A 24,249-nucleotide genomic window follows, 5' to 3' on the forward strand; every position below is an offset into this window, starting at 1 on the left:
CCTAACCAAGGTAAGGGCGCTGGCCGGGACGATGAATGCTTGAAAGTGCGCCATGCATGCGCAATCGTACGGATATGAGCGACGACCCGATTACCTCGATCCTGCGCCTGGCCGAGTTCGAATCGGTGATGTCCGGCGGCTTCACGGCCGGCGGCGACTGGGCCGTCGCCTTCCCGCCGCCCGACAAGCTGAAGTTCTTCGCCGTGGCGCGCGGTCGCGTGGTGATGCGGATCGAGGGCGAGCCCCGCGACATCGCCATGACCGAGGGCGACGTGATCCTGCTCGCCGCGCCGCGCCCCTTCGTGCTCGCCAGCGATCCGGACCTGCCCACGCGTTGGGCCGGCGATTTCGAGTGGCACGGCGCCGAGCGCCTCGTCGCCTTCAACGAAGGCACCGAGACCCTGCAGATCGGCGGGCACGTGCGGGTGCATCCCGCCTACGAACCCATGCTGCTCGCCGCATTGCCGCCGTGGATCCTGATCGACGGCAAGGCGCCGGAGGCCGCGACCATGCGCTGGCTGATCGACCAGATGGTGACCGAGAGCCAGCAGGCGCTGCCCGGCTCGGGCCTGGCCCAGGCGCAGCTGGCCCACCTGCTGTTCGTGCAGGTCCTGCGTGCGCACATGGCCTCCGGCGACCTGCTGCCGCCGGGCTGGCTACGCGCGGTCGCCGACCCGCGCCTCGCGCCCGTGCTGCGCCGGATGCACGCCGACCCCGGCAAGGACTGGCGCCTGGACGAACTCGCCCGCCTCGCCGCGATGTCGCGCACCGTGTTCGCCGAACACTTCCGCAAGGTCTCCGGCAGCGCACCGCTGACCTACCTCACCGAATGGCGCATGCGCCTCGCCTGCCAGGCCCTGCAGCGCGGCTCGGTGCCGGTCGCGACGCTGGCGCGAGACCTGGGCTACGGCTCGGAGAGCGCTTTCAGCCATGCGTTCAAGCGCGTCATGGGGGTCTCCCCGGCACGCTACGCGCCAGCCGCCTGAGCTTGCGGCATACTGCCCGCGGAATGGGGCAGGGGTGCCCCTGTCACCGCATGGATCCAGGGGAAAGGGACGATGGCCGAGGAAAGGCAGGTCTGGTTGAAGCAGGGGGAAAACACCTATGGCCCTTACGACGAGTCGCTGGTCCAGCGCTGGCTCGACGAAGGGAAAATCCGTCCGGATGTGCTCGGCCGTGGCGACGACGGCGAGGCATGGGTGGAGGTCGTTGAACTGGTCGGCGACACCGTCACGCGCTTTCCCGCGAGAGGCGCCGCGCTCCCCGAACCGGCCGGTCCGGGCTGGGGCCTGGTCCTCATGCTTTGCCTGGTCACGCTGGGCTTCATCGCCTGGGTCTGGGCCTTCCTCCAGGTGAACTGGGTACGCCGGATCGATCCCGGCAACCGCTCGCGCGAATGGTTGATCGCCTCCGCAGCCGGCTCCATCGCGGTCATCGCGTTGCGTGAAACGTTCCTGCTCGGATCGCTTCCTTACGAAACGCGGATCACGTTGCTCCGCGTCGCCATGGTGCTGAACATCGGGACCATCGCCGCGTACCTCGCCTCGGCGTATTCCATGGTGCATTCCATGCGGCGCGTGCTGCCCATGTATGGCCTGCGCCCGCAGGTCAGCGGCATCACGCTGTTCTTCTTCAACACGATCTACCTGCAGGCGCAGATGGACTGGGTGCGTCGTGCACGCACGGATCCCGCGGCCGCCGCGCCGGTGTCCACCCCGGCGATATGGGCGGTATGCCTGCCGCTCTTCACCATCCTGAGCTTCCTCGTCATGACGATGGGTAGCCCGTGACTCTTTCGTACCGTAACGTTGTCGTACCCCTGGGGAATTGAAAGCCGATGAGCGACGAAAGGAAGATCTGGGTAGGCCGTGATGGCCAGCGTTTCGGACCTTACGACGAACCCACGCTGCGTGCCTGGATCGCCGAGGGCAAGATCGCGGCGACGGCCATGGGCTGGCACGACGGCATGGCCGAATGGCGGCCGCTGCACGAGATCCTCGGGATCCCGTTGCCGCCGCCGATGATGGGTGGCGTGGCCGCCGTCCAGCACAGTGACCTGCCGGCGCCGCCGGACCTGCACTGGTTCCTCATCGCCGTGATCGACATGTTCACCGGCGGCCTGATGAGCCTGGTCTGGATCTTCCTGCAGTCGTCCTGGATCAAGAAGATCGATCCGTCCAGTCGCGCGACGCTGTGGCTGATCGTCTCGGTGTGCCTGCTGCCGCTGGGCTGGTTGCTGATGATGGGGTCGATTTTCGGCTCGTCCGCGCTGCGTAGCGGGAGCCCACCGGACTTCGCGGACTTCGCCCATGCGATGGCGCTGTTCCCGCTGGTGATGCTCGTCGGCCTCGGCAGCCTCGTGTTCCGCTACATCGCCATCTTTTCCATGGCCCGCTCCATGCGCGAAAAGCTGCCGGCCTACGGCCTGGTGCCAGATATCGGCGGCGTGACCCTGTTCTTCTTCACCCACTATTACCTGCAGGCGCAGATGACCTGGGTGGCTCGCTGGCGCACCACGGGCCAGGTCGACCCGCCGGCGAACAAGGTGGTTTTCTGGATCCTGCTGTCGGTGTGGGCCGGTTTCATGTTCCTCGTGGTCATGGCGATGTCGCTGGCCATGTTCGGCAGCGTCAACCACGGCTGAAACGGCGTCGGAACCCCGGCGAAAGGCGTCGGGGCCACGATTCCGGCTACAATCCCGCTTTGCGATGCGTTCCGGGAACGGCCATGAACCCCCAACGAGATCCCCGCGGATGAGCGACGGCACCCTGTTCGTGGTGGCCGCGCCGTCGGGTGCGGGCAAGTCCACGCTGGTCAATGCGCTGCTCGAGCGCGAACCGCAAATCTCCCTGTCCATCTCGCACACCACCCGCCCGCCGCGGGTGGGCGAGGAATACGGCCGCCACTACTTCTTCGTCGAACGGCCAGACTTCGAGCGCGAAATCGAGGAAGGCATCTTCCTGGAACATGCCGAAGTGCACGGCAACCTCTACGGCACGTCGCGCACGGTGGTCGAGGGCAAGCTGGTGTCCGGCGTGGACGTGCTGCTGGAGATCGACTGGCAGGGGGCCCGCCAGGTCCGCAAGGGCAAGGGCGATTGCGTCAGCGTGTTCATCCTGCCGCCGTCGCGGGTGGAACTTGAGCGCCGCCTGCGCGGTCGAGGTTCGGACGCGCCCGACGTGATCGAGCGCCGCCTGTTCAATTCCCGCGAGGAGATCGCCCATGCCCACGAATTCGACTACATCATCGTGAACGATCGCTTCGAAGATGCGCTGGCCGACCTGCAGTCCATCGTCCGCGCGGTGCGCCTGCGCTCGGCGTGGGCGGCGAAACGCCACGAGTCCCTGATCGAGGAACTGCTCGCACCATGACCGACGACGCCATCGTCCGCGTACGCGGCCTGACCACGGTCCTCAACGGCAAGACCATCTTCGACGCACTGGACCTCGACATCCCGCGCGGCAAGGTCACGGCCATCATGGGGCCCAGCGGCACCGGCAAGACCACCCTGCTCAAGCACATCACCGGGCAGATGCGCGGCGATGCCGGCACCGTCGAGGTCGACGGCCAGAACGTGCCCACGCTGTCGCGCGAGAAGCTGTTCGAGCTGCGCGAACGGATCGGCTACCTGTTCCAGAATTCCGCCCTGCTGACCGACTTCGACGTGTTCGAGAACGTGGCGTTCCCGCTGCGCCAGCACACGAAGCTGCCGGAAGAGCTGATCCGCAACATCGTGCTGAACAAGCTGCAGGCCGTGGGCCTGCGTGGCGCCGCGCGGCTGGAGCCCACCGAGCTCTCCGGCGGCATGGCCCGCCGCGTCGCTCTGGCCCGCGCCATCGTGTTCGACCCGGCGCTGATCCTCTACGACGAGCCCTTCGTCGGCCTGGATCCGATCGCGTTGAACCAGGTGTTGCTGCTCATCCGCACGTTGAACGAAACGCTCGGCATCACCAGCATCCTCGTGGCGCACGAACTGGCCGCGGTGCAGAAGGTGGCCGACCACGTGTATCTCATCGCCAACGGCAAGGTCGTCGCCCAGGGCGCGCCCGACAAGCTGGCCAGCGACGGCTCGCCGTGGACGGCGCAGTTCTTCGGTGGCGAGCCCGATGGCCCGGTTCCGTTCCAGTACCCGGCCGGCGATTACGCCACGGCGCTGGGTTTCCCCGGAGGCAAGGCATGACCACCCGGGACGACAACGTCGTCGCCCGCAGCCTGGCGCAGATCGGCGCCTGCGGGCTGTTCCTGCTGACCATCCTGGCGGCCATCCCGCGCAGCATGAAGCACGGCCGTGAAACGCTGCGGCAGATCTGGTTCGTCGGTGCGATGAGCCTCACCATCGTGATGACCTGCGGCCTGTTCGTGGGCATGGTGCTGGGCCTGCAGCTGTACGACGTGCTGTCGATCTTCGGCGGCACCTCGGCGACCGGCACGGTCGTCGCGATCGCGATCTACCGCGAACTGGGACCGGTGGTCACCGCACTGCTGTTCGCCGGCCGCGCCGGTACCTCGGTCACCGCCGAGATCGGCCTGATGCGCGCGACCGACCAGCTCGACGCCATGGAAATGATGGCGGTGGATCCGGTCGCTTACGTGGTCGCCCCGCGCTTCCTCGCCGGCGTGGTCGCTTTGCCGCTGCTGGGCATCGTGTTCTGCGCCATGGGCGTGTTCGGTGGCCACCTGGTCGGCGTGACCTGGCTGGGCATCGACAACGGCACCTTCTGGTCGAACATGACCGCCGCGGTGGACGTCCACAAGGACATCATCGACGGCGTCCTGCTCAAGTCCATCGCCTTTGGCATCGTGGTGTCGCTCATCGCGGTGTTCCAGGGCTACACCACGCCGCCCACCAGCGAAGGCGTGGCTTATGCCACGACCCGTACCGTGGTCGCATCGTCCATCGCCATCCTGGCGCTGGACTTCGTCCTCACCTCATTCCTGATCTGAGGCCACGGAGGCCCGCCATGACCATAACCCTTCCTGTTTCCCATTCGAGGATCGTGCCGTGACCCAGAGACGTTCCTATGCCGTCGGCACCGGCCTGTTCATCGTGCTTGGTTTTGCCGCGCTGGCTTATCTCGCCACCCAGACCACCTCCGTCGCCAACCAGCACGGCGGTTCCACCTATAACGTGGAGACCCGCTTCGCCAACGTCGGCCAGCTCAAGGTCCGCGCCCCGGTGAAGGTCGCCGGCGTCCGCGTCGGCTCGGTGCAGTCGATCGAGCTGGTCCCGGGCAAGGAAGAGGCCAAGGTGACCCTGGCCATCGACAATGCCCAGAAAGACATCCCCGACGATTCGGTGGCCACGATCTACACCAGCGGCCTGCTGGGCGACCAGTACATCGGCCTGCAGTTCGGCCATTCGAAGAACCCGGTGAAGGAAGGCAGCGAGCTGGCGTTTACCCGCCCGGCCCAGCAGCTGGAAGAGATGATCGGCAAGTTCTTCGGCGGCGGCAGCGCCCCGGACCGCCTCGGTGGCACGTTCCATGTCAGCGGCAACTTCACCAATATCGGTGGCTTGCAGCCGGGCGCGGCCGTGAAGATGGCTGGCGTGCCGATCGGCAGCGTCGAGTCGGTGGTGGTCAAGCCGGGTTCGGTGGAAGCCACGGTGACCCTTGCGATCGACAAGACTTACTCCCAGATACCTGATGACTCGGCCGCTGCCGTATTCACAAGCGGTTTGATCGGTAGCCAGTATGTTGCGATCCAGCCCGGCGGCTCGCCGAGCTTCCTCGCCGACGGCGACGAGCTGGTGCTTACCCAGTCCGCGCTGCAGCTGGAAGACCTGATCGGCAAGTTCCTCGTGAACGGCTCGCCGGGCGACAACAAGAATGGCAACGGCCAGGGCAATGCCCAGGGCGGTGCCCAACCCGATAACGCCGGCAAGAAGTAAGCCGGGCCAGGAGATACCGCATGTTGCGTCAGCTTTCCCTCGCCATTGCCCTTGCCGTCGGCACGGTCGCCGCCGCCCCGGCCTTCGCGCAGGCGGCAGCCCCGGCTGCGGCCACCCAGGGCATGCAGCCCCAGCAGGTTGTCCAGCAGATCTCCGATGACCTGTCCAAGGCCATCGAGGGTCACCAGGCCGAGCTGAAGAACGACAAGGAGAAGCTGATCGCCGTCATCGACGATACCTTCCTGCCGCACTTCGACATCGACTACGCCTCGATCCTTGTCCTGGGCCAGAACGCCACCAAGGCGACTCCGCAGCAGCGCGAGCGCTTCGCCAAGGCGTTCTACAACTCGATCACCCACCGCTATGCGGAAGGCCTGCTCAACTACACCCGTGGCCGCGTGAAGGTCCTGCCGTTCAGCGGCGACCTGAACAACAAGCGTACCGTGGTGCGTACCCAGGTCATGCTGGACGACGGCAAGTCGGTCTCGGTCGACTATGCGTTCCGCAAGAGCCAGAGCGGTGACTGGAAGGCGTACGACGTGATCATCGAGGGCATCTCGTACATCACGAACTATCGCAACCAGGTCGATGCCGAGATCAAGAAGGAAGGCCTCGACAAGCTGACCGCGGACCTGGAGCAGAAGGGTTCGCAGGCGATCGACGAGATGAAGCAGGATGCCGGCGGCAACGCGGCCGGTGGCGCTAAGTGACCCAGCCGGCTTTCCAGCTGGCCGATGCGCCGGGGGCCCTCGCGGTCTCCGGCGCGTTGACGTTTGCGACGGCGGCGGCTGCGCTTGAGGCGGGCCGTGCGCAGATTGACCGGCTGAAGCCGGCGACGCTGGATCTTGCCGGCGTGACGCAGGCCGACAGTGCCGGCCTCGCGACGGTGCTGGCCTTGCTGGCGCATGCCCGCCAGGCGGGCGGTGTCCTGAAGGTGGCCAACGCCCCCAGGGGCCTCGAAGCCCTGGCCCGCGTCTCTGGCGTCGACACGCTTCTCTAAGCGTTTGCCGCATTGCGGCCATGTCCAACGGCCTCCGGCCGAACCTCAGCCCTGTAGGAGCGCGCCTGCGCGCGAATGCCGTCCGCGCGGCGCTCGAACATGGTCGCATGACAGCCCTCGGTGCCTACCCTCGCTGCTCAGACAGCGTTCTGGCGTGCGATAGGGAGGGGCTGCTCCGCAGCCCGTTTTCTTCATTGGCCTACGGCCGCGCACCGGGTGCCGGGCGGAGGTTTCTGACTCGACATCCTGTCTCGGCAGAAACGGCCGGCCGTCGTGGCCGGCCCCCTGCGGGCTTTTTCCGCCCGCCACCCTCGCCGCCACGAACTCGCCTCGAGGGTAGGCACCGAGGGCTGTCTTCATCCGTGTCGCGACCGGGTTGGACGGCCGCTGCGTCGGCGATCCCGACGCAGCGGCAGCTCTCGTAGGAGCGCGCCCGCGCGCGAACCCTCAGCTCGGCTCCGAGCGAATGAGGCCATGCATTGATGCACGCCATCGGTTCACCCTACGACACCATCGTTCGTGGGCGGCAGGTTCGGCGTGGGTCGAAACCATTGAGCTACGACGCGGAAGAGCCAGGACACGTCTTCGATGTGTTTTGAAGACGCGCGTGCGGGTCGGTGACCCAGGTTCCTGCATGACCGCGTTGTTGGCTGTTCGCGCGCGGGCGCGCTCCTACAGGAGCTGCCGGCTGGTGGCGTGGCTGTCCCACCCAGCTCGCGGCAAGGATGAGGAGAGCCCTCGGTGCCTACCCTCGAGGCGAGTTCCGCACAAGCGAGCGGCCGTAGGCCGATTAAGTACATGGGCCGCGGCTGCGGCCAGCGTTGTCGAGCGCGGAGGACCTGTCTGAGCAGCGAGGGTAGGCATCGAGGGCTGTCCTGCGGGCAGGTTCGAGCGCCGCGCGGACGGCCATCGCGCGCAGGCGCGCTCCTACAACAGCCATGCCAGCGCCGTGATTCGGCCGAAGGCCGTGGCCGCACCGTGGCATTAAAAAAGCCGCCCGGGGGCGGCTTTTGGGTCAGTCGGGGTTCTGGCCGTTTTTTCGTTCCCAGTTGTGCTGCTCATTGAGCAACGCATCGGGGTCGAAATCCTTGTTGCTATCGTTCAGGCCCTGCATCTGCTCGATCACGTCCGCCGGCGGATTGCCGTCGTAGATCTGATAGAGGCGCTGCTGGCGATACGCATCACGCATGAACACATACGGATCGTAAGCCGAAGCCAGGAAGCTCTCCGCATCGATCGCACGGGCACGCAGCGTCACCAGGTACAGCACCGACGGCACGTAGTACTCGCCGTGGTGGAAGTCGTGGTTACGCGACAGGTAGCTCAGCGGGTCGAAGAAGTAGCTGTCCACCGGCAGCTTCCACACGTCGCGGACCGTGGTCGGGCCGACGAACGGCAGGACCAGGTAGTCACCCTCGGGAACGCCCCAGCGGGCCAGGGTCACGCCAAAGTCGCTGTCGTACAGCGGCATGCCCAGCTGGCTGGCCGGGTCCTTGAAGCCAAGGAAACCGATGCCGAGGTTAACCACGAAGCGGCCGGTGGTGACGGCGGCCTGGCCCGGACGACCCTGCAACAGCTGGTTACCGATGGTGATCGGCAACCGGATATTGGTGTAGAAGTCGCTGACGGCCGTGCGTACGCCCGGCGTGGTCACGTTGCGGTAGCCGACAGCCACGGGGCGGATGATCGCCTTGTCGAGCTTGTCGTTGAACGCGTAGACCTTGCGGTTGACGTGCTCGTTCGGGTCGTCGGTGCGCGGCGGGGCAATGTGGCACGCGGCCAGCAGGGCAATCGCAGCGAGGCCGATCGCGTTGCGAATCAGCCGTTTAAAGGAAGATGAGGGAACCATCGGGGTGACTCTGGGGGTGGGGCGATGCTTTAGTGTACCGCTTAGTTTTATTATTTGCACTAATGCCCATCCTTCCTGGTCAGAACCCGGCATGATACCCCTCCCCCTAATGGACAGCCAACGGCCCGGACCGCTAAACTGCACGGTCATAAGTGTCTTTGTTGTCAAGGATTTGAAATGGCCCGTATTACTGTCGAAGACTGCCTCGAGGTAGTCGACAATCGCTTTGAGCTCGTGCTCATGGCGACCAAGCGCGCTCGCCAGCTCTCCAAGGGCGCCGAGCCGACCCTCGATCCGAACAATGACAAGCCGACCGTGCTCGCCCTGCGCGAGATCGCGGACCGTCGCGTCAACGAGCAGATGATCGACGAAATCGATCGTGCCGCGCGTGAGCGCGCCGAGCGTGAAGCCCTCGAGTGGGCCGCCACGGAAGTGGACGATGACCTCTCGAAGGGCGGGGATGACTGATGTCGCCGGGTCCTTGTCGGCCCAGCGTCCATCTGCTCACTGCGCACGTTGAAGCGCGGCCTTCGGAGCCGCGCGCGGGAGGCCATGCCGCCTGATCCCAGGCGCGAGGCATTCCCATGGAAGTCATTCCTGCCAAAAAACTGACCGACGTCTCCGACGACACCCCGGTGCCGGCCTATGTGCAGGCGCTGGAAGAGCGCGTGGGTGCCTACCTGCCCAAAGAGCAGGTGTTGCGCATCCGTCGCGCCTTCCTCGTCGGTGCGCTCGCCCACGACGGGCAGACGCGCAAGTCGGGCGAACCGTACATCACCCATCCGGTGGCGGTGGCGCAGGTGCTGGCCGAACTCGGCCTCGATGCCGAGACGATCATCGCGGCGATCCTGCACGACACGCTGGAAGACACCCAGCTCAGCCGTGAGGAACTCGCCGGTGCGTTCGGCGAAACCGTCGCCGAACTGGTCGACGGCGTCACCAAGCTGGACAAGATGCGCTTTTCCAGCCGCGCCGAAGCCGATGCGGAAAGCTTCCGCAAGATGCTGCTGGCGATGGCACGCGACCTGCGCGTCATCCTGATCAAGCTGTCCGACCGCCTGCATAACATGCGTACGCTGGGTGCGAAGGATGGCGCGTCGCGCCGCCGCATCGCGCGCGAAACGCTCGAAATCTACGCGCCCATCGCCCAGCGCCTGGGCATGAACAAGTTCAAGGCGGAATTGCAGGACCTTGGCTTCAAGGCCCTCTATCCCGACCGCCATCGGATCATCGGCGAGCGCATCCGCGCCGCGCTCGGTAATCGTCGCGAGGCCATGGCGAAGATCGAGATGGCGCTGGAGGGCCGGCTCGCCGCCGACAAGATTCCTGGCCGTGCGGTCAGCCGGATCAAGTCGGCCTGGAGCATCTATTCGAAGATGCGCAACGAGCACAAGTCGTTCGCGCAGCTCATGGATGTCTACGGCTTCCGCGTCATCACCGACTCCGCCATGCATTGCTACATGGCCCTGGGTTCGGTGCACGGCCTGTACAAGCCGGTCGATGCACGCTTCAAGGATTTCATCGCGATCCCGAAGGGCAACGGCTACCAGTCGCTGCACACCGTGTTGCTGGGGCCGTTCGGTGCGCCCATCGAAATCCAGATCCGCACCTCGGAAATGGAATCCGTTGCCGAGCGCGGCGTGGCGGCGCACTGGGCGTACAAGACCGATTCCGGCCCGGCCAACTCGGCGCAGCTTCGCGCGCGCGAGTGGATCTCGGCGCTGGCCGACAGCCAGGCGCATACGTCGTCCAGCACCGAATTCCTGGAGAACGTGAAGATCGACCTGTTCCCGGACGAGGTCTATCTGTTCACCCCGCGCGGCGACATCTTCTCGCTGCCGCGCAATGCCACCGCGCTGGACTTCGCCTACGCCGTGCATACCGACGTGGGCGACCACGCCGTGGCCGCGCGCGTCGACAAGAAGCTGGTCCCGCTGCGCACGCGGCTGGTCTCGGGGCAGGTCGTGGAAGTCATCACCGCGCCCTCGGCCGTGCCCAACCCGGCGTGGCTGGAAGCCGTCGTCACCGGCAAGGCGCGCACCGCGATCCGCCAGTACCTGAAACACCTGCAGCACGAAGACGCCGTGGACTTCGGCCATCGCATGCTCGATCGCGCGCTCGATGCGCGCGGCCTCAGCCTGGATGCCGTGCCGCCGGCCGTGCTCGATCGTTTCCTCGACGAGTCGAAGTTCAAGCGACTGGAAGAACTGCTCTCCGAAATCGCGCTCGGCAACCGCTTCGCCGACCAGGTCGCCGCGCAGCTGGTCAGCGTCATCGGCCCCCGCGACAGCCACCCGCAGGCCTCCACCGAGCACAGCGTCGAGAAGATCCGGATCAGTGGTGCCGAACGCGGCGTGCTCAGCTTCGGCAACTGCTGTCACCCGCTGCCGGGCGACGAGATCATCGGTTTCCTGTCGTCGGGCAAGGGCATCGTCGTGCACCGGGTGGAATGCCCGAACGTCGCCGAGTTCCGCAAGACGCCCGAGCGCATCGTCGCCATCGAATGGGACCGCGACGTCTCCGGCGACTACCGCGCCGAACTGCGCATCGAAGTGCTCAACCGCCCGGGCGTCCTCGCCACGGTCGCGGCCGCGATCGCCGACGCAGGCTCGAACATCGAGAACGTCGAGTACATCGAGCGCGACAGCACGGCGGCGACGCTGCTCTTCGCGATCGAGGTCAAGGGCCGCAAGCACCTGGCCGACGTAATGCGCCGCGTACGCCGCACCGGCGTGGTCAGCGGCGTCTATCGCCACCCCCTGTAGGAGCGCGCCTGCGCGCGAATCGGCGCACGTCCGGCGCATCGAACCGACGCACGATCCAGCGCACGATCCAGCGCACGATCCGGTTAATATCGTTGCCTGACCCCACAAGGCATCCCCATGACCCGCAGCATCATCGCCACCGACAAGGCTCCGGCCGCCATTGGCCCGTATTCGCAGGGCGTTCGCGCCGGCAACACCGTGTATTTCTCGGGCCAGATCCCGCTGGATCCGGCCACGGGCAGCCTCGTCGAGGGCGATATCACGGTGCAGACCCGGCGTGTGTTCGACAACCTGGTCGCCGTGGCCGAAGCGGCTGGCGGCAAGCTCTCCGACATCGTCCGCGTGGGCATCTACGTCACCGACCTGGGCGACTTCGCCGCCGTGAACGCGGTGATGGCCGAGTACTTCCAGCAGCCGTACCCGGCGCGTTCCACCATCGAAGTCTCGGCCCTGCCCAAGGGTGCGAACGTCGAGGTCGACGCGATCCTCGTCCTGCCGTAACCGCAAGGCCGCCGCCATTCCCGTGGCCCGTATCGCCAGCCCTTCGTCCGCCGCGCCGTCGGCGGATCCGGGTCGCGCGCCGCTGACCACGCTCGGCGGCGTCGGGCCAGCGCTTGCCGAAACGCTGGGCAAGCTCGGCCTGCGCGAGGTGCAGGACCTCTGGTTCCACCTGCCGCTGCGTTACGAAGACCGCACCACGGTCGTGCCGATCGCCGAGCTGCGCCCGGGCGATCGCGCCCAGGTCGAAGGCGCGGTGGATGTCGTCGAGCGTACGTTCCGCGGGCGCATGCAACTGAAGGTGATCATCAGCGACGACTCCGGCCGTGCGCTGTTGCTGCGCTTCTTCCACTTCCGCAAGGCGCAGGTGGAGCAGTTGCAGAAGGGCACGCGCGTGCTCTGCTTCGGCGAGGTGCGCCAGGGGCCGCAGGGCCTGGAGATCGTCCACCCGCAGTACCAGCGCATCGAGAACGACGAACCGGTGGTCGTCGACGAGCGGCTGACGCCGGTCTATCCGGCGACGGAAGGGCTGGGTCCACGCCGCCTCGCCAGCGTCATCGCCAAGGCGCTGCATCATCTGCCGACCGACGACCGGCTGGAGCTGATTCCGGAGGATGTCGGCCGGCCGCTGGGCCTGACCTCGCTGCGCGATGCGCTGCTCTACGTGCATCGCCCGCCCAACGATGTCGACCTGCGCCAGCTTGGCGAAGGTGCGCACCCCGCGCAGAAACGCCTTGCCTTCGAGGAGTTGCTGACCCAGCACCTGACCCTGCGTCGCATGCGTGCGGCGGTAAAGAAGCGCAAGGCGCCGGCGTTGAAAAGCGCAGGTGTCTTGCGCGAGCGCCTGCTGGCATCGCTGCCCTTTGCCCTGACCAGGGCGCAGTCGCGGGTCGCCGCGGAGGTGAATCGCGACCTGGTGCGTGCGCATCCGATGCTGCGGCTGGTGCAGGGCGACGTGGGCAGCGGCAAGACCGTGGTCGCCGCACTTGCCGCGCTTGCCGCGGTGGAGGCCGGCTACCAGGTCGCGCTGGTCGCGCCGACGGAACTGCTCGCCGAGCAGCACCTGCGTAACTTCCGTGCCTGGCTTGAACCGCTCGACCTGCACGTGGAGTGGCTCGCGGGCAAGGTGCAGGGCAGGGCACGCAAGAGCGCGCTGGCGCATGCCGCCGAAGGCAGCGCGCATATCGTCGTCGGTACCCATGCGTTGATGCAGGAAGGCGTCGCCTTCCAGAAGCTCGGCCTGGTGATCGTCGACGAGCAGCACCGCTTCGGCGTGCACCAGCGCCTGGCCCTGCGCGACAAGGGCACCCGTGGTGAACAGATCCCGCACCAGCTGGTCCTCACCGCGACGCCGATCCCGCGCACGCTGGCGATGAGCGCCTATGCCGACCTCGATGTGTCGTCGATCGACGAACTGCCACCGGGGCGTACGCCGGTGCAGACCGTGGCGCTTTCCAACGAGCGTCGCTACGACGTCATGGAGCGGATCCACGCCGCCTGCATGGAAGGCCGCCAGGTGTACTGGGTCTGCACGCTGATCGAAGAGAACGAGCAGATGAACGCACAGGCGGCCGAGGTCGCCCACGCGGAGCTGGTCGCCGGGCTGGAAAACATCAGCGTGGGGCTGATCCACGGCCGGATGAAGCCGAAGGAAAAGCAGGCGGTGATGGACGCGTTCAAGCGTGGCGAGATCGCCGTGCTGGTCGCGACCACGGTCATCGAAGTGGGCGTGGACGTACCCAACGCCAGCCTGATGGTGATCGAGAACAGTGAGCGGCTCGGCCTTGCGCAGCTGCACCAGTTGCGCGGCCGTGTCGGCCGTGGCGCCATCGCGTCGTCGTGCGTGTTGCTTTACCAGACGCCGTTGTCGCGGCTCGCGAAGGAACGCCTGCAGGTGATGCGCGAGACCAACGACGGCTTCCGCATCGCGGAAAAAGACCTCGAACTGCGCGGCCCCGGCGAGGTGCTCGGCACTCGCCAGACCGGCCAGCTACAGTTCCGCATCGCCGACCTGGCCCGCGACGCGCACCTGATGCCGGACGTGCAACGCGTCGCCGAAGCGATGATGCGCGACCACCCCGCACGCTGCGAACGCCTGATCGCCCGCTGGGTCGGCGACGCCGCCCGTTACGTCGACGCGTAAGCCGCCGCAAGGCCCAGGTGTTCGCGGACACGCATGGCTACCCACGCGGTCTCGCGCAGCACCGGTTGCACCGGTGGGGTGCTGGCGTCGATGGCGTGCAGGCGGCGGGTGTCGCGTAGCTCGGCGTGGAAGCGCTCGAGCTTCGCCGGCAGGGGCTGGGTCGCCAGGGTGTGCACGGGGCGGCCGGTGGCGCAGGCTTCGCTCAGCATGTTGACCGAATCGGCCGTGACCACCAGTCGGTCGGCCCAGCCGAGCACGCCGGGGTAGGGATTGGGATCGTCGTCGCCGGGCGCCCAGAAGAAACCCGGCATGCCCTGCACGGCGGCGCGGACCATCGGCAGCAATGCCGACGGCGTGCGTCGCGAGGCGAGCACCATCACCGAACCGCCCTCGCTGGCATGCCGGCGCTTCACGCCTTCCAGCAACGCCGCGAGTTCCCCCGCATCCATCGTGCCGCCGTGGCGCGGGCCGCCGAGCAAGACGCCCAGGCGGGGGCCGGGCAGGTCGCCGAATTCCGCGAAGGCCTCGCGTGCATCCGCCAGCCACGCGTCGTCGACCGGGTTGAGCGAGCCCAGCGGGGTCAGCACGTTGTCGCCGTGCAGCTGGTCGTGCTTCGGTGCGACCACCAGGTCCCAGGCGTCGGTGCCGACGCGCGGGTCGAGGATCTGCACGGCCAGCGTGCGGCCTCCGGATCCGTCGCGGACCTGCCGGGTCGCCCACGCCGCGGCCCGGCCGCAGCCGATCACCAGGGCCGGCCAGGGCGGCCGCAAGCCCCCTGCCTGGCGGGACAGGGCAAGCCGCGAGCCGGGTAGCAGGCGCGGCGCAAACCAGGCCCACGGCGCGCGCAGGTCGACCACGATCTCGCGGATCGACGGGGTCAGCGCCTCGGCCAGGGCAAGGGCCTGGCGGCGGTTGCCGGCGGCGCCATCGGTCACCACCCAGCACGAACCCGGAGCGAGCGAAGTGGCACTCACGCGGGGTCCGGTCGGTCGATTGTTGTCGATTTCGGCACAGTTCGTTCCTTAGCCGACCAGTCCACGAGCCCACGAGCCCGCTTACACTGTCGGAATGCCGGGCTCGTCCGGCGCCCGATCACTGTACAAGGAAATCCATGAGCGCCCCGTTGCCCGATGCCTCGCTTGACCAGCTTTTCCGCAACGCCCGCACCTTCAACGCGTGGCAGGAGAAGGACGTCACCGACGAACAGCTGCACCAGCTGTACGACCTGGTGAAGATGGGCCCGACCTCGGCGAACTCGTCGCCGATGCGCCTGGTCTTCATCAAGTCGAAGGACGCTAAGGAACGTCTCAAGCCGTTTCTCTCTGAGAACAATCTTGAGAAGACCATGCTGGCCCCGGTGACCGCCATCGTCGCCACCGACTTCTCGTTCCACGACCAGCTGCCGAAGCTGTTCCCGCACGTGGACGCGCGCAGCTGGTTCACCGGCAACGAGCCGCTGATCCAGGCCACCGCGTTCCGCAACTCGTCGCTGCAGGGTGCCTACGTGATCCTGGCCGCCCGCGCGCTGGGGCTGGATTGCGGCCCGATGTCGGGCTACGACCAGGCCGGCCTCGATGCGGAGTTCTTCGCCGGCTCGCAGGTCAAGTCGAACTTCCTGATCAACATCGGCTACGGCAACCCGGACAAGAACCTCTTTGGCCGCCTGCCGCGCCTCGATTTCGAAGAAGCCGCCCAGGTCCTCTGAACCCCTTTCCCGCGGTGGCGTCGACGCCCCGCAGATACTGGCCGTACCCACCCTACTGCAGGAGCTACATCATGCGCGCTCTCCGTTACGTCGCCCTCGCGGGCCTGCTCGCCGTCGCCGGCAATGCCGCCGCCGCCCCGGTCACCTACAAGCTCGACCCGGGCCACACCATGGTCCTGTTCAGCTGGAACCACTTCGGCTTCTCCAACCCGACCGCCAACCTCGGCAGCGTCGACGGCACCCTCGTCTATGACGAGAAGGACCCGACCAAGGCCACCGTCGAAGCCACCCTGCCGCTCACCGGCCTGGACACCTTCGTGCCGAAGCTGGACGAGCACCTGAAGTCGGCCGATTTCCTCGACGCCGCCAAGTTCCCGACCGTCACCTTCAAGAGCACCAAGGTCGCGACCGCGGGCAAGGACAAGCTGAAGGTCACCGGCGACCTGACCGTGCACGGCGTGACCAAGCCGGTCACCCTCGACGTCACCCTGAACAAGATCGGCCCGCACCCGATGATGAAGGTGCAGACGGTCGGCTTCGACGCCACCACCACGATCAAGCGCTCGGACTTCGGCGTCGGCGCCTACGTCCCGAACGTGTCGGATGAGATCAAGATCCGCATTACCACCGAAGCCCACGACGCCTCGGCCAAGTAACGCTTTAGACGCACTGTAGGAGCGCGCCTGCGCGCGAAACCTACAACGCGAAAAAACCGCCCCTCCCCCGAGTGGGCGGTTTTTTTTGTTCCGGTTACCCCTTTTCCAGGGGCCATACACCATTTTTTGAAAAGATCCGGTGCGCCGGGCCATCCCCCGCCCCCCTTCGCGCGCAGGCGCGCTCCTGCACGAGCGGGCCGACGCAGGGTCTGGTGCGTTCCTGCTAACATCATGGGCGTCCCCGGTTTCACCGCATCGCCCGGAGTTATCCCATGCGCCCCAATCCCGCGGCCGCGCCGCTTATCCCGGCGAACGCCGAAAATCGTTACGAAGTGACGCACGCCGACCTTCCGCTGTCGTGCCCGATGCCGGGCATGTACCTGTGGAATTCGCATCCGAAGGTGTACCTGCCCATCGTCGACGAGGGCGGCACCTCGAAGTGCTCGTACTGCGGCGCGAACTACGTACTCAAAGACTGACCGGCCCGGGCGGGCACGCATCCTGCATCGCCCGCTAATTCCTCTCATCCGGACCGAAGCATGGCCACCGTCTTCCCCTCCCGGACGATGACCGTCGTACAACTGGTACCCGCCCTGCATTCGGGCGGCGCTGAGCGTTCGACCCTGGAAATTGCCAAGGCGCTGGTCGAGGCGGGGCACCGCTCGGTCGTGGTTTCCGCCGGTGGCCGGCTGGTCGCCCAGCTCGAAGCCGAAGGCAGCGAGCACGTCACGCTGCCGATCGGCCGCAAGTCGCTGGGCACGCTGTTCACCGTCGGCAAGCTGCGCCGCGTGTTGCGCGAGCTCAAGCCGGACATCGTCCATGCCCGTTCCCGCCTGCCGGGCTGGATCGGCTGGTGGGCAATGAAGGGCGTGAAGCCGCGCCCGCACTTCGTCACCACGGTGCACGGCCTGAACAGCCCGGGCCACTACAGCAGCATCCTGCTGCGTGGCGAGCGGGTCATCGTGGTCTCGCAGACGCTGCGCGACTACGTGCTGCGGCACTACCCGAACGACATCTCCACGGCACGCATCGCGGTGATCCCGCGCGGCGTCGACACCGAAGCGTTCCCGTACGGCTATCGCCCCGACGACTCCTGGCAGCGGGCGTTCTTCGAGGAATACCCGCAACTGGAAGGTGGGCCGCTGCTCACCCTGCCGGGTCGCGGTACGCGCCTGAAGGGCCACGCGGACGCCATCGAGCTGATCGCCGACCTGCAACACCGGGCGATCGATGCGCGGCTGTTGTTGCTGGGCGCCGACGAACCGGGGCGCGAAGCCTACGTCGCCGAGATGCGTGAACTGATCCGTGCGCGTGGCCTTGGCGACAAGGTGGTGATCTCGCCGGCGCGTCCGGATATCCGCGACGTCTACGCCATGTCCAGCCTGGTGCTGCAGCTGTCGCAGCGGCCGGAGTCGTTCGGTCGCACCGTGGTCGAAGCGCTGGCGATGTGCCGCCCGGTCATGGGTTACGCGCACGGTGGCGTCGGCGAACTGCTGGCCGAACTGTATCCGGCCGGCCGCGTGCCGCTCGGCGACCGCGAACGCCTGGTCGAGCGCGCCGCGGAACTGCTTCGCTTCGCACCGCCGATCCCGCCGCCGCGCAGCTACCGGCTGGTCGACATGCAGGCCGCCACCCTGGCGATGTACGCCGAGGTGGTCGAAGGCGTGCCGGCCGCGTGAGTGGCGCGTCGCTCACGGCGAACCTGCGCGCCGGCCTGAAGTCCCCGTTGTTGCCCATCTGGCTGGTCCCGGCGCTGTTGCCGGTGGGCCGCAGCGCCGAGTTCGGCGTGTTCCTCTGCCTGGTTGGCAGCCTCCTGCTGCTGGTCCGCGAGCCGGGGGCGATCCGCCACCATCCCGGTGCGAAGCTCTTCCTGTGGTTGTTCGCCGCGTATGCCGGCGCCGCGCTGGTCTCGGCGGTGGATGCCGTTGCGCCCGGTAAAAGCTGGGGCACGGTCGCCGGCATCCTGCGCTTCGCGCCGCTGGGGATCTATACGTGTTTCGCCATGCGCCGGCCCGGCAAGGTCCGCAGCCTGTACATGGCCACGGCCGTGGTCGTGGCGATCTGGGTCGTGGATGCGTGGGTGCAGGCACTCACCGGCGTCGGCCTGGCCGGGCATTCCGATCCGGAGCGACTGTCCGGCATCTTCGGCCGCGACAACCTGAAGCTGGGACCCGCGCTTGCCGCGTGTTCGCCGTTCCTGCTCTGGGCGGCGGGCGAGCGCTGGGGTCGCCGCGGGCTGGTCATCGCCTACCTCATCACGCTGGGTCCGATCCTGCTGGCCGGCTCGCGCGCCTCGTGGCTCTGCTACGGCATCGTTGGCCTGGCCTTCCTCTGGCGTGAAGCCGGCAGCGCGAAACGCTTCCTCGTGGCATGCGCCGCGGGCGCGCTCGCCGTCGCCCTCGCCGGCACGCTGGCCTGGCAGGTCTCGCCGCGCTTCCGCGAACGCATCGCGCACACCTTGCCTGCGCTCAACGGCACCGAGGCCGGCGTCGACGCGGCCCTGACCGGTCGCCTCGGCATCTGGACGACCTCGCTGCGCATGTACGCGGCACACCCGATCAACGGCGTGGGCGTGCGCAGCTTCCGCGTCGCTTATCCGGCCTACGCCACGCCGGGCGACCACTTCCTCACCATCGAGAAGTGCTCGGACGGCGAGGGCGCCTGCCATGCCCACCAGGTGCTGCTGGAAGTCGCCACGGAAACTGGCACGCTCGGCCTGCTGGCGTGGCTCGCGGCCGCGGTGCTGGCGCTGCGCGCCTGGTGGCGCGCCGGGGTGGAAGCGCGCGAGCGGGCGTTCCCGCCGTTCGTCGCCCTGCTGGCGATCCTTTTCCCGTTGAACACGCACATGGCGTTCTACTCCGCGTGGTGGGGCCTGCTCGCCGCGTGGCTGCTCTCGGTATGGTGCGCGGCGCTGTATGCCGACCTGGGGGATCCGGAGCCGCGGCATGCCGCGTGAGCCGCTCTCGGTCGTCGTCACCACGTTCAACAACGCCGACACCATCGGTGCCTGCCTGGCCTCGGTCGCCTTCGCCGACGAGATCGTCGTGCTGGACTCCGGTTCGACCGACCTGACCCGCCAGATCGCCGAGCAGGCCGGCGCGCGCGTGGCCGTGCAGCCGTTCGCGGGCTACAGCGCACAGAAGCAGGCCGCCATCGACCTGGCGACGCATCGCTGGGTGTTGCTGCTGGATTCGGACGAGACCGTGCCGGCGGCCGCCGCGGCGTGCGTGCGCGAGGCGCTCGAATCACCGGCCGTCGCAGGCTACGAACTGCTCCGCCGCGAATGGGTGTTCTGGCGCTGGCAGCCCGGCCGTGCGCGGCTGAACCACTACGTGCGCCTGTTCGATCGCACGCGCGCGCGGATGAGCGGGCACGAGGTGCATGAGAGCGTGGTGGTCGACGGGCCGGTGCGCCGGCTCGATGCGATCCTCGACCATCACGGCGAACGCGATATCGAAGGCCGCGTCGAGAAAGCCAACCGTTATTCGTCGTTGCAGGTACGCGACCGCCACGTCCGCGAACCTTCTGCCTTGCGCCTGCGCATGGTGGTGTATCCCACGGTGGCCTTCGTCCGCTATTACTTCGTGCGTGGCCACTGGCGGGGCGGCTGGGCCGGATTCATCGCGGCCCGCGTGCACGCGTTCTACGCCTTCCTCAAATACGCGAAGCTCTACGAGCTGCGCGTATCACGCCGCCATCGGCATGGCGGGACGGTAGAAGCCGAACGGCGCGACGACTAGCTCGCACGCTTCCTGGCGCAGCGCCTCGCGACGGCGGAACTCGCTGCGCCGCTTGCTCTCCACTTCGGCTTCGTCGCGCACCGGCTCGCGGGGTGGCAGGCGATAGAAACCATGGTCGGACAGTTCGCCACCGGCTTCGATCCAGAAGTTGTCGTAGTCGGCCTTCACCTTGTTGGCGATGCCAGCGAACACGTGGCGATCGTTACCGATGCCCAGCACGTTCTGCACGTCGAAGGCGTCGGCCAGGGCACGCACCATCGACAGCAGCAGGTTCTTCGGGCGCAGGCCATGGCACTGCTTCGTCAACTCGCGCACGGCGTCGCGACCGGCCTGGTTGGCTGCGCCCTGCAGGCAACCGATGACGATGCTGCGTCCGCCGTCCACGAACGAGAACTGCACGTACGACAGTTGCAGGCCGCTTTCGTCGGTCAGCGACAGGGCGAGCTCGCCCTCGCGGCCACGGCGGTACGGCGCCTTGAGGATCAACGACAGCTTGCTGCCGTCGCGCAGGGTCAGCTTGCCGGCCAGTACCTGGCGTTCGCGATACAGCATGTGGAACAGCGCGCGCGGGAAACGCGCCAGGGCGAAATCGTAGTGGTCGCGGATAGCCTGCAGGCGCTGCTCGATCGTCCACGCCTTGCTGATGTAGCGGTGCTGGTAGCGTTCCACCAGCACGGTATCCAGCTCGGTGATGCCCGCCATCGCTGGCGACTCGAGGAAGCCCAGCCACTCGCCGTGCGCACGCCAGCGCGCGATGGAGCGGCCGCAGTACGAAGCGATGGCAGAGAAGGCGTGCGAGGACGAGCTATGCCAGGCGGCACGGCCGCGCAACGATCGCGCAAAGCGGAACAGGGACTGCATGGGTAAGTCCGTTTCGTCGGGGAACGACGGACGTTTTACGCTGCGAATTTTTCGCCGGACTTTCGCGAAATGACGCGATTTAGCCGCGGTTGCCGCGTAGAAAGTTTCGGGAAAGTCCGGGGAAAGACTCGCCCTCCGACATGCCCCTGCGTCGCAGGTTGCCGCCCCGTTTCAGTAGATCTTCGGCTCGCCCGGCGGCCGGGTCTTGAAGCGCTTGTGCACCCACAGGTATTGCTCGGGCGCTTCGCGCACCATCTGCTCGATCTGCGCGTTGACGCGCGCGGTGTCGGCCGCGGCATCGTCCGACGGGATGCCTTCCATCGGGGCACCCAGGCGCATGGCATAGCCTGAATCGCCGGGCAGTCGGCGGTGGTAGAAAGGAATGACCACGGCACCGGACAGGCGGGCGAGGTGGTGGGTCGCGGTGATCGTCGCCGCACGTACGCCGAAGAACGGCACGAACACATTGTCCTTGCTGCGCATGTCCTGGTCGGGCGCATACCACAGCGTGCCGCCGGCTTTCAGGTAACGCACCGTGCCGCGGATGTCGTCCTTCTCGAACATCGCCGCGGCGTAGTGCAGGCGCGAGCGCAGCACGGCGAACTCGAACACGTCCGAATCCATCCGCCGGTACATGCCGGCGATGCGGATCCGTTGCGACACCAGCCGCGCGCACAGCTCCAGGTGCGAGAAATGGCCGCCGACCAACAGCACGCCGCGGCCGGCGGCACGGGCCGCCTCGAGGTGTTCCAGCCCTTCGACGGTGACCGGCACTTTGGCGATGGCGCGGTCCGAGCCCATCCAGCCCAGCGCGAACTCGGCCAGCATCATGCCGACGTCGCACAGGTTCGCGCGCACCAGCGCCTTCTGCTGTTCGGGATCGAGCTCGGGGAAGCACAGCGCGATGTTGGTGGCGGCGATCCGCCGGCGCTCGCGGTTGAGGTGCAGGGCGAGCCGCCCGGCGAGCCGGCCCAGGCCCATCAGCCAGCGGAAGGGCAGGTGGGCGATCAGCCAGATGACGCCGACACCCAGCCACGCCGGCCAGTTCCGCGGCGCGAGCAGGCTTCGGGTCAGGGCGGGGCGGGGCATACCGGGCATGGCCGGCCATTGTAGCGGAGTGGGGCGGCTATACTGCCCGGCCACCGACGAATCCCGGGGAACGCGTGCTGCTGCGCCTGCTCTACAACCTGGCCATGTACCTGTTCACCCCGCTGGTGATGCTGCGCCTGATCGGCCGCGGCATGCGCTACGGCGATTACCACGTGCGCTGGCGCGAGCGCTTCGGCAGCTTCCGCGAGCCCCGGCTGGCGGGATGCCTGTGGGTCCACGCCGTGTCGGTGGGCGAGGTCAACGCCGCCGAGCCGCTGGTGAAGGCGCTGATGGAGGCCTATCCGCGCGCCCCGATGCTGGTCACCACGGTGACGCCTACCGGTTCGGAGCGGGTCCGCCAGCTGTTCGGCGATTCGGTCCACAGCGTCTACCTGCCCTACGACCTGCCGTTCGCCGTGAAGCGCTTCCTGCGTAACACCCGGCCGCGGCTGGCGGTGATCGTCGAGACCGAGATCTGGCCGAACCTGTACTTCGCCTGCCGCCGGCACGGCATCCCCCTGCTGATCGCGAATGCGCGGCTTTCCGAGCGCTCGCTCCGCGGCTATGCACGGATGAGCTCGCTGGTCCGCCGCGCCCTGCGCTGCGTCAGCCACATCGCCGCGCAGTCGCGCACCGACGCGGCGCGCTACCGCCTGCTCGGTGCCGAGCCCAGCCAGCTCACCGTCTGCGGCAACCTCAAGTTCGACATGCCGGTGCCCAGCGCGGCGCTGGAGGCCGGTACCGCGATGCGCGAAGCCTGGGGCCAGGGCCGCCCGGTGTGGATCGCCGCCAGCACGCACGAGGGCGAGGAGATGTGTGTGTTCGAGGCACACACCGAGGTGATGCGCCGGTTGCCCGATGCGCTGCTACTGATCGCGCCGCGCCACCCGGAACGCTTCAAGGCCGTGGAGGCCTCGGTGCGCAGCCTCGGCTTCAACGTCGCCACGCGTAGCGCCGACGGCGTGCCGGGCCACAACACGCAGTGCTTCGTCATCGACTCGATGGGTGAGCTGCTGCGCTTCTTCGCCGCGTCCGACGTGGCGTTCGTCGGTGGCAGCCTCGTCTCCATCGGCGGGCACAACGTGCTCGAGCCCGCCGCGCTGGGCAAGCCCGTGCTGGTGGGGCCGTACACCTTCAACTTCGAAGAAATCACCCAGGCCCTGCTCGACGAGAGCGGCGGCCAGCGGGTCAAGGACGGCACCGAGCTGGGCGCCGAGGTCTTGTCACTGCTGCGCGATGGTACGCGCCGCGCGGCGATGGGTGCCGCCGCGAGGCGCGTGTTCGAGAGCGAGCGGGGCTCGGTCGGCAAGGTGATGAAGCTGGTGGATAAACTGCTACAGGAGTAGCGGTGGCTTAGTCCATGTAGGGGGACGCGCCCACCGCGGAGTTGCACGAGAAGCGTGCCTCCACCTTCGTTTCGCCGTTGGCGCGCGGCACGCCATACGCAAAGCTGGCGAAGCGCACGCGCCGGCCGGCGTCGGCGCATGTCTGGTGGATGTGTGCCGTGATGGCCCCATGGGCGGCTCGCAGCGGCCCGGTGGCTTCGACCATGCCCGGCCTGGGCGGCATGCCGTTGCCGATGACCGGCGTGACAACGGGCGCGGGCGCATCGCCGACCGTGAGGTTCCCGGCATCGCCCATCAGATGACACGTGGCATAGCCGCTCATGCGCACTGCACCTTCGCGGGTGTCGAACTGGCTGCGCTTGGCGCCGTCGTGATACTCGGAGAGGACGCCATCGCGGTCATCGCATGCGGCCAGCATGGCGCGCCACAGGGCGCTGGCCACCTCGGCGTGGGGCGTGCCGAGGCGTGCTTTCTGCAGGATGTCGATCTCGATGGCGGAGACTGGCGCATGGCCGCTGACGCGCGGCGCGCTCGTGGCGACGGCGACGGCGGGAAGGGCGGCGAGCGTGAGGGCGAGCGAAAGGGCAAGACGGGATGAGGTCATCGGATTCTTCCTTGGGGTCGTGGCGCACGAGGGTCCGCTCGTGCGGTGGGTCCCAGGCCACCGGTTTGGCCTGGCGAGGTCATTCTGCCGAAGCTTGTTGCGA

The 24,249-nt window shown here is 67.5% G+C and carries 25 protein-coding genes; 20 read left to right on the top strand and 5 right to left on the bottom strand.

Features of this window, described 5'->3' with window-relative positions:
- Positions 1–56: 56 nt before the first annotated feature.
- The 9 genes from KPL74_20105 to KPL74_20145 all read left to right on the top strand — a co-directional run bounded on the left by KPL74_20105 (position 57) and on the right by KPL74_20145 (position 6,890).
- Complete coding sequence (locus tag KPL74_20105; GenBank protein QWT20039.1) at positions 57–986, top strand: AraC family transcriptional regulator; 930 nt, start codon at positions 57–59, stop codon at positions 984–986.
- Positions 987–1,058: 72 nt separating this feature from the next.
- Positions 1,059–1,790: a hypothetical protein gene (locus KPL74_20110; protein QWT20040.1), complete on the top strand. Its 732-nt coding sequence runs from the start codon at positions 1,059–1,061 to the stop codon at positions 1,788–1,790.
- Between the two features lie 47 nt (positions 1,791–1,837).
- Positions 1,838–2,644 (top strand): DUF4339 domain-containing protein, encoded by an 807-nt coding sequence (locus KPL74_20115; GenBank protein ID QWT20041.1) that lies wholly within the window; start codon positions 1,838–1,840, stop codon positions 2,642–2,644.
- Positions 2,645–2,753: 109 nt separating this feature from the next.
- On the top strand, positions 2,754–3,371 hold the full coding sequence (gene gmk, locus KPL74_20120; GenBank protein ID QWT20042.1) for a guanylate kinase: 618 nt from the start codon (positions 2,754–2,756) through the stop codon (positions 3,369–3,371).
- Entirely contained in the window at positions 3,368–4,180 is an 813-nt protein-coding gene (locus KPL74_20125) for an ATP-binding cassette domain-containing protein (GenBank protein ID QWT20043.1), read from the top strand. The genes gmk and KPL74_20125 overlap by 4 nt, the downstream gene beginning before the upstream one ends.
- The gene (gene mlaE, locus KPL74_20130; GenBank protein ID QWT20044.1) at positions 4,177–4,944 is read left to right on the top strand and encodes a lipid asymmetry maintenance ABC transporter permease subunit MlaE; all 768 of its coding nucleotides are present in this window, start codon (positions 4,177–4,179) and stop codon (positions 4,942–4,944) included. The genes KPL74_20125 and mlaE overlap by 4 nt, the downstream gene beginning before the upstream one ends.
- 58 nt (positions 4,945–5,002) lie before the next feature.
- Complete coding sequence (gene mlaD / locus KPL74_20135) at positions 5,003–5,890, top strand: outer membrane lipid asymmetry maintenance protein MlaD (protein QWT20045.1); 888 nt, start codon at positions 5,003–5,005, stop codon at positions 5,888–5,890.
- A gap of 20 nt (positions 5,891–5,910) precedes the next feature.
- The gene (locus KPL74_20140; GenBank protein QWT20046.1) at positions 5,911–6,600 is read left to right on the top strand and encodes an ABC transporter substrate-binding protein; all 690 of its coding nucleotides are present in this window, start codon (positions 5,911–5,913) and stop codon (positions 6,598–6,600) included.
- Positions 6,597–6,890 (top strand): STAS domain-containing protein, encoded by a 294-nt coding sequence (locus KPL74_20145; protein QWT20047.1) that lies wholly within the window; start codon positions 6,597–6,599, stop codon positions 6,888–6,890. The genes KPL74_20140 and KPL74_20145 overlap by 4 nt, the downstream gene beginning before the upstream one ends.
- A 1,015-nt stretch (positions 6,891–7,905) precedes the next feature.
- Here the strand turns inward: KPL74_20145 and KPL74_20150 are convergent.
- Complete coding sequence (locus KPL74_20150) at positions 7,906–8,739, bottom strand: VacJ family lipoprotein (GenBank protein QWT20048.1); 834 nt, start codon at positions 8,737–8,739, stop codon at positions 7,906–7,908.
- A 177-nt stretch (positions 8,740–8,916) separates the two neighbouring features.
- Between KPL74_20150 and rpoZ the strand changes: the two genes are divergently transcribed.
- The 4 genes from rpoZ to recG all read left to right on the top strand — a co-directional run bounded on the left by rpoZ (position 8,917) and on the right by recG (position 14,145).
- The gene (gene rpoZ, locus KPL74_20155; GenBank protein ID QWT20049.1) at positions 8,917–9,207 is read left to right on the top strand and encodes a DNA-directed RNA polymerase subunit omega; all 291 of its coding nucleotides are present in this window, start codon (positions 8,917–8,919) and stop codon (positions 9,205–9,207) included.
- A 116-nt stretch (positions 9,208–9,323) separates the two neighbouring features.
- Complete coding sequence (locus KPL74_20160) at positions 9,324–11,504, top strand: bifunctional (p)ppGpp synthetase/guanosine-3',5'-bis(diphosphate) 3'-pyrophosphohydrolase (protein ID QWT20050.1); 2,181 nt, start codon at positions 9,324–9,326, stop codon at positions 11,502–11,504.
- Positions 11,505–11,621: 117 nt separating this feature from the next.
- Positions 11,622–12,005, top strand: coding sequence for a RidA family protein (locus KPL74_20165; GenBank protein ID QWT20051.1), 384 nt, complete (start codon positions 11,622–11,624; stop codon positions 12,003–12,005).
- Positions 12,006–12,027: 22 nt separating this feature from the next.
- Positions 12,028–14,145, top strand: a complete 2,118-nt coding sequence (gene recG, locus KPL74_20170) for an ATP-dependent DNA helicase RecG (protein ID QWT20052.1) — start codon at positions 12,028–12,030, stop codon at positions 14,143–14,145.
- Here recG and KPL74_20175 read toward each other — a convergent pair.
- Positions 14,130–15,119 carry a mitochondrial fission ELM1 family protein gene (locus KPL74_20175; protein ID QWT20053.1) on the bottom strand — a complete coding sequence of 330 codons (990 nt, stop codon included), beginning with the start codon at positions 15,117–15,119 and terminating at the stop codon, positions 14,130–14,132. The two genes, recG and KPL74_20175, sit on opposite strands and share 16 nt — an antisense overlap.
- 137 nt (positions 15,120–15,256) lie before the next feature.
- Between KPL74_20175 and KPL74_20180 the strand changes: the two genes are divergently transcribed.
- The 6 genes from KPL74_20180 (at position 15,257) to KPL74_20205 (ending at position 20,246) form a co-directional block, all read left to right on the top strand.
- Positions 15,257–15,850, top strand: a complete 594-nt coding sequence (locus KPL74_20180; protein ID QWT20054.1) for a malonic semialdehyde reductase — start codon at positions 15,257–15,259, stop codon at positions 15,848–15,850.
- A 71-nt stretch (positions 15,851–15,921) separates the two neighbouring features.
- Entirely contained in the window at positions 15,922–16,506 is a 585-nt protein-coding gene (locus KPL74_20185) for a YceI family protein (GenBank protein ID QWT20055.1), read from the top strand.
- 272 nt (positions 16,507–16,778) lie between these two features.
- Positions 16,779–16,985 (top strand): zinc-finger domain-containing protein, encoded by a 207-nt coding sequence (locus KPL74_20190; protein ID QWT20056.1) that lies wholly within the window; start codon positions 16,779–16,781, stop codon positions 16,983–16,985.
- A gap of 60 nt (positions 16,986–17,045) precedes the next feature.
- Positions 17,046–18,185 carry a glycosyltransferase family 4 protein gene (locus tag KPL74_20195; protein ID QWT20057.1) on the top strand — a complete coding sequence of 380 codons (1,140 nt, stop codon included), beginning with the start codon at positions 17,046–17,048 and terminating at the stop codon, positions 18,183–18,185.
- On the top strand, positions 18,182–19,462 hold the full coding sequence (locus tag KPL74_20200) for an O-antigen ligase family protein (protein ID QWT20058.1): 1,281 nt from the start codon (positions 18,182–18,184) through the stop codon (positions 19,460–19,462). Before KPL74_20195 ends, KPL74_20200 begins: the two co-directional genes overlap by 4 nt.
- Entirely contained in the window at positions 19,452–20,246 is a 795-nt protein-coding gene (locus tag KPL74_20205) for a glycosyltransferase family 2 protein (protein QWT20059.1), read from the top strand. The genes KPL74_20200 and KPL74_20205 overlap by 11 nt, the downstream gene beginning before the upstream one ends.
- On the opposite strand, the gene KPL74_20210 is transcribed toward KPL74_20205, so the two are convergent.
- The gene (locus KPL74_20210) at positions 20,193–21,107 is read right to left on the bottom strand and encodes a VirK/YbjX family protein (protein QWT20060.1); all 915 of its coding nucleotides are present in this window, start codon (positions 21,105–21,107) and stop codon (positions 20,193–20,195) included. The two genes, KPL74_20205 and KPL74_20210, sit on opposite strands and share 54 nt — an antisense overlap.
- A 171-nt stretch (positions 21,108–21,278) precedes the next feature.
- The gene (gene lpxL / locus KPL74_20215) at positions 21,279–22,196 is read right to left on the bottom strand and encodes an LpxL/LpxP family Kdo(2)-lipid IV(A) lauroyl/palmitoleoyl acyltransferase (protein ID QWT20061.1); all 918 of its coding nucleotides are present in this window, start codon (positions 22,194–22,196) and stop codon (positions 21,279–21,281) included.
- Between the two features lie 74 nt (positions 22,197–22,270).
- On the opposite strand from lpxL, the gene waaA reads away from it, so the two are divergent.
- Entirely contained in the window at positions 22,271–23,542 is a 1,272-nt protein-coding gene (gene waaA, locus KPL74_20220; protein QWT20062.1) for a lipid IV(A) 3-deoxy-D-manno-octulosonic acid transferase, read from the top strand.
- Between the two features lie 7 nt (positions 23,543–23,549).
- Here the strand turns inward: waaA and KPL74_20225 are convergent, their stop codons facing one another.
- Entirely contained in the window at positions 23,550–24,146 is a 597-nt protein-coding gene (locus KPL74_20225) for a hypothetical protein (protein ID QWT20063.1), read from the bottom strand.
- Positions 24,147–24,249: the final 103 nt, after the last annotated feature.

It is taken from the genome of Bacillus sp. NP157 (genome assembly GCA_018889975.1).
Classification (GTDB): domain Bacteria; phylum Pseudomonadota; class Gammaproteobacteria; order Xanthomonadales; family Rhodanobacteraceae; genus Luteibacter.

What these genes read in the sequence shown, in the direction of transcription:
- KPL74_20105 (QWT20039.1), top strand. Translation starts at nt 57, where the DNA reads ATGCGCAATCGTACGGATATGAGCGACGACCCGATTACCTCGATCCTG.
- KPL74_20110 (QWT20040.1), top strand. Translation starts at nt 1,059, where the DNA reads ATGGCCGAGGAAAGGCAGGTCTGGTTGAAGCAGGGGGAAAACACCTAT.
- KPL74_20115 (QWT20041.1), top strand. Translation starts at nt 1,838, where the DNA reads ATGAGCGACGAAAGGAAGATCTGGGTAGGCCGTGATGGCCAGCGTTTC.
- gmk (QWT20042.1), top strand. Translation starts at nt 2,754, where the DNA reads ATGAGCGACGGCACCCTGTTCGTGGTGGCCGCGCCGTCGGGTGCGGGC.
- KPL74_20125 (QWT20043.1), top strand. Translation starts at nt 3,368, where the DNA reads ATGACCGACGACGCCATCGTCCGCGTACGCGGCCTGACCACGGTCCTC.
- mlaE (QWT20044.1), top strand. Translation starts at nt 4,177, where the DNA reads ATGACCACCCGGGACGACAACGTCGTCGCCCGCAGCCTGGCGCAGATC.
- KPL74_20140 (QWT20046.1), top strand. Translation starts at nt 5,911, where the DNA reads ATGTTGCGTCAGCTTTCCCTCGCCATTGCCCTTGCCGTCGGCACGGTC.
- KPL74_20150 (QWT20048.1), bottom strand. Translation starts at nt 8,739, where the DNA reads ATGGTTCCCTCATCTTCCTTTAAACGGCTGATTCGCAACGCGATCGGC.
- rpoZ (QWT20049.1), top strand. Translation starts at nt 8,917, where the DNA reads ATGGCCCGTATTACTGTCGAAGACTGCCTCGAGGTAGTCGACAATCGC.
- KPL74_20160 (QWT20050.1), top strand. Translation starts at nt 9,324, where the DNA reads ATGGAAGTCATTCCTGCCAAAAAACTGACCGACGTCTCCGACGACACC.
- KPL74_20165 (QWT20051.1), top strand. Translation starts at nt 11,622, where the DNA reads ATGACCCGCAGCATCATCGCCACCGACAAGGCTCCGGCCGCCATTGGC.
- KPL74_20180 (QWT20054.1), top strand. Translation starts at nt 15,257, where the DNA reads ATGAGCGCCCCGTTGCCCGATGCCTCGCTTGACCAGCTTTTCCGCAAC.
- KPL74_20185 (QWT20055.1), top strand. Translation starts at nt 15,922, where the DNA reads ATGCGCGCTCTCCGTTACGTCGCCCTCGCGGGCCTGCTCGCCGTCGCC.
- KPL74_20190 (QWT20056.1), top strand. Translation starts at nt 16,779, where the DNA reads ATGCGCCCCAATCCCGCGGCCGCGCCGCTTATCCCGGCGAACGCCGAA.
- KPL74_20195 (QWT20057.1), top strand. Translation starts at nt 17,046, where the DNA reads ATGGCCACCGTCTTCCCCTCCCGGACGATGACCGTCGTACAACTGGTA.
- KPL74_20205 (QWT20059.1), top strand. Translation starts at nt 19,452, where the DNA reads ATGCCGCGTGAGCCGCTCTCGGTCGTCGTCACCACGTTCAACAACGCC.
- KPL74_20210 (QWT20060.1), bottom strand. Translation starts at nt 21,107, where the DNA reads ATGCAGTCCCTGTTCCGCTTTGCGCGATCGTTGCGCGGCCGTGCCGCC.
- lpxL (QWT20061.1), bottom strand. Translation starts at nt 22,196, where the DNA reads ATGCCCCGCCCCGCCCTGACCCGAAGCCTGCTCGCGCCGCGGAACTGG.
- KPL74_20225 (QWT20063.1), bottom strand. Translation starts at nt 24,146, where the DNA reads ATGACCTCATCCCGTCTTGCCCTTTCGCTCGCCCTCACGCTCGCCGCC.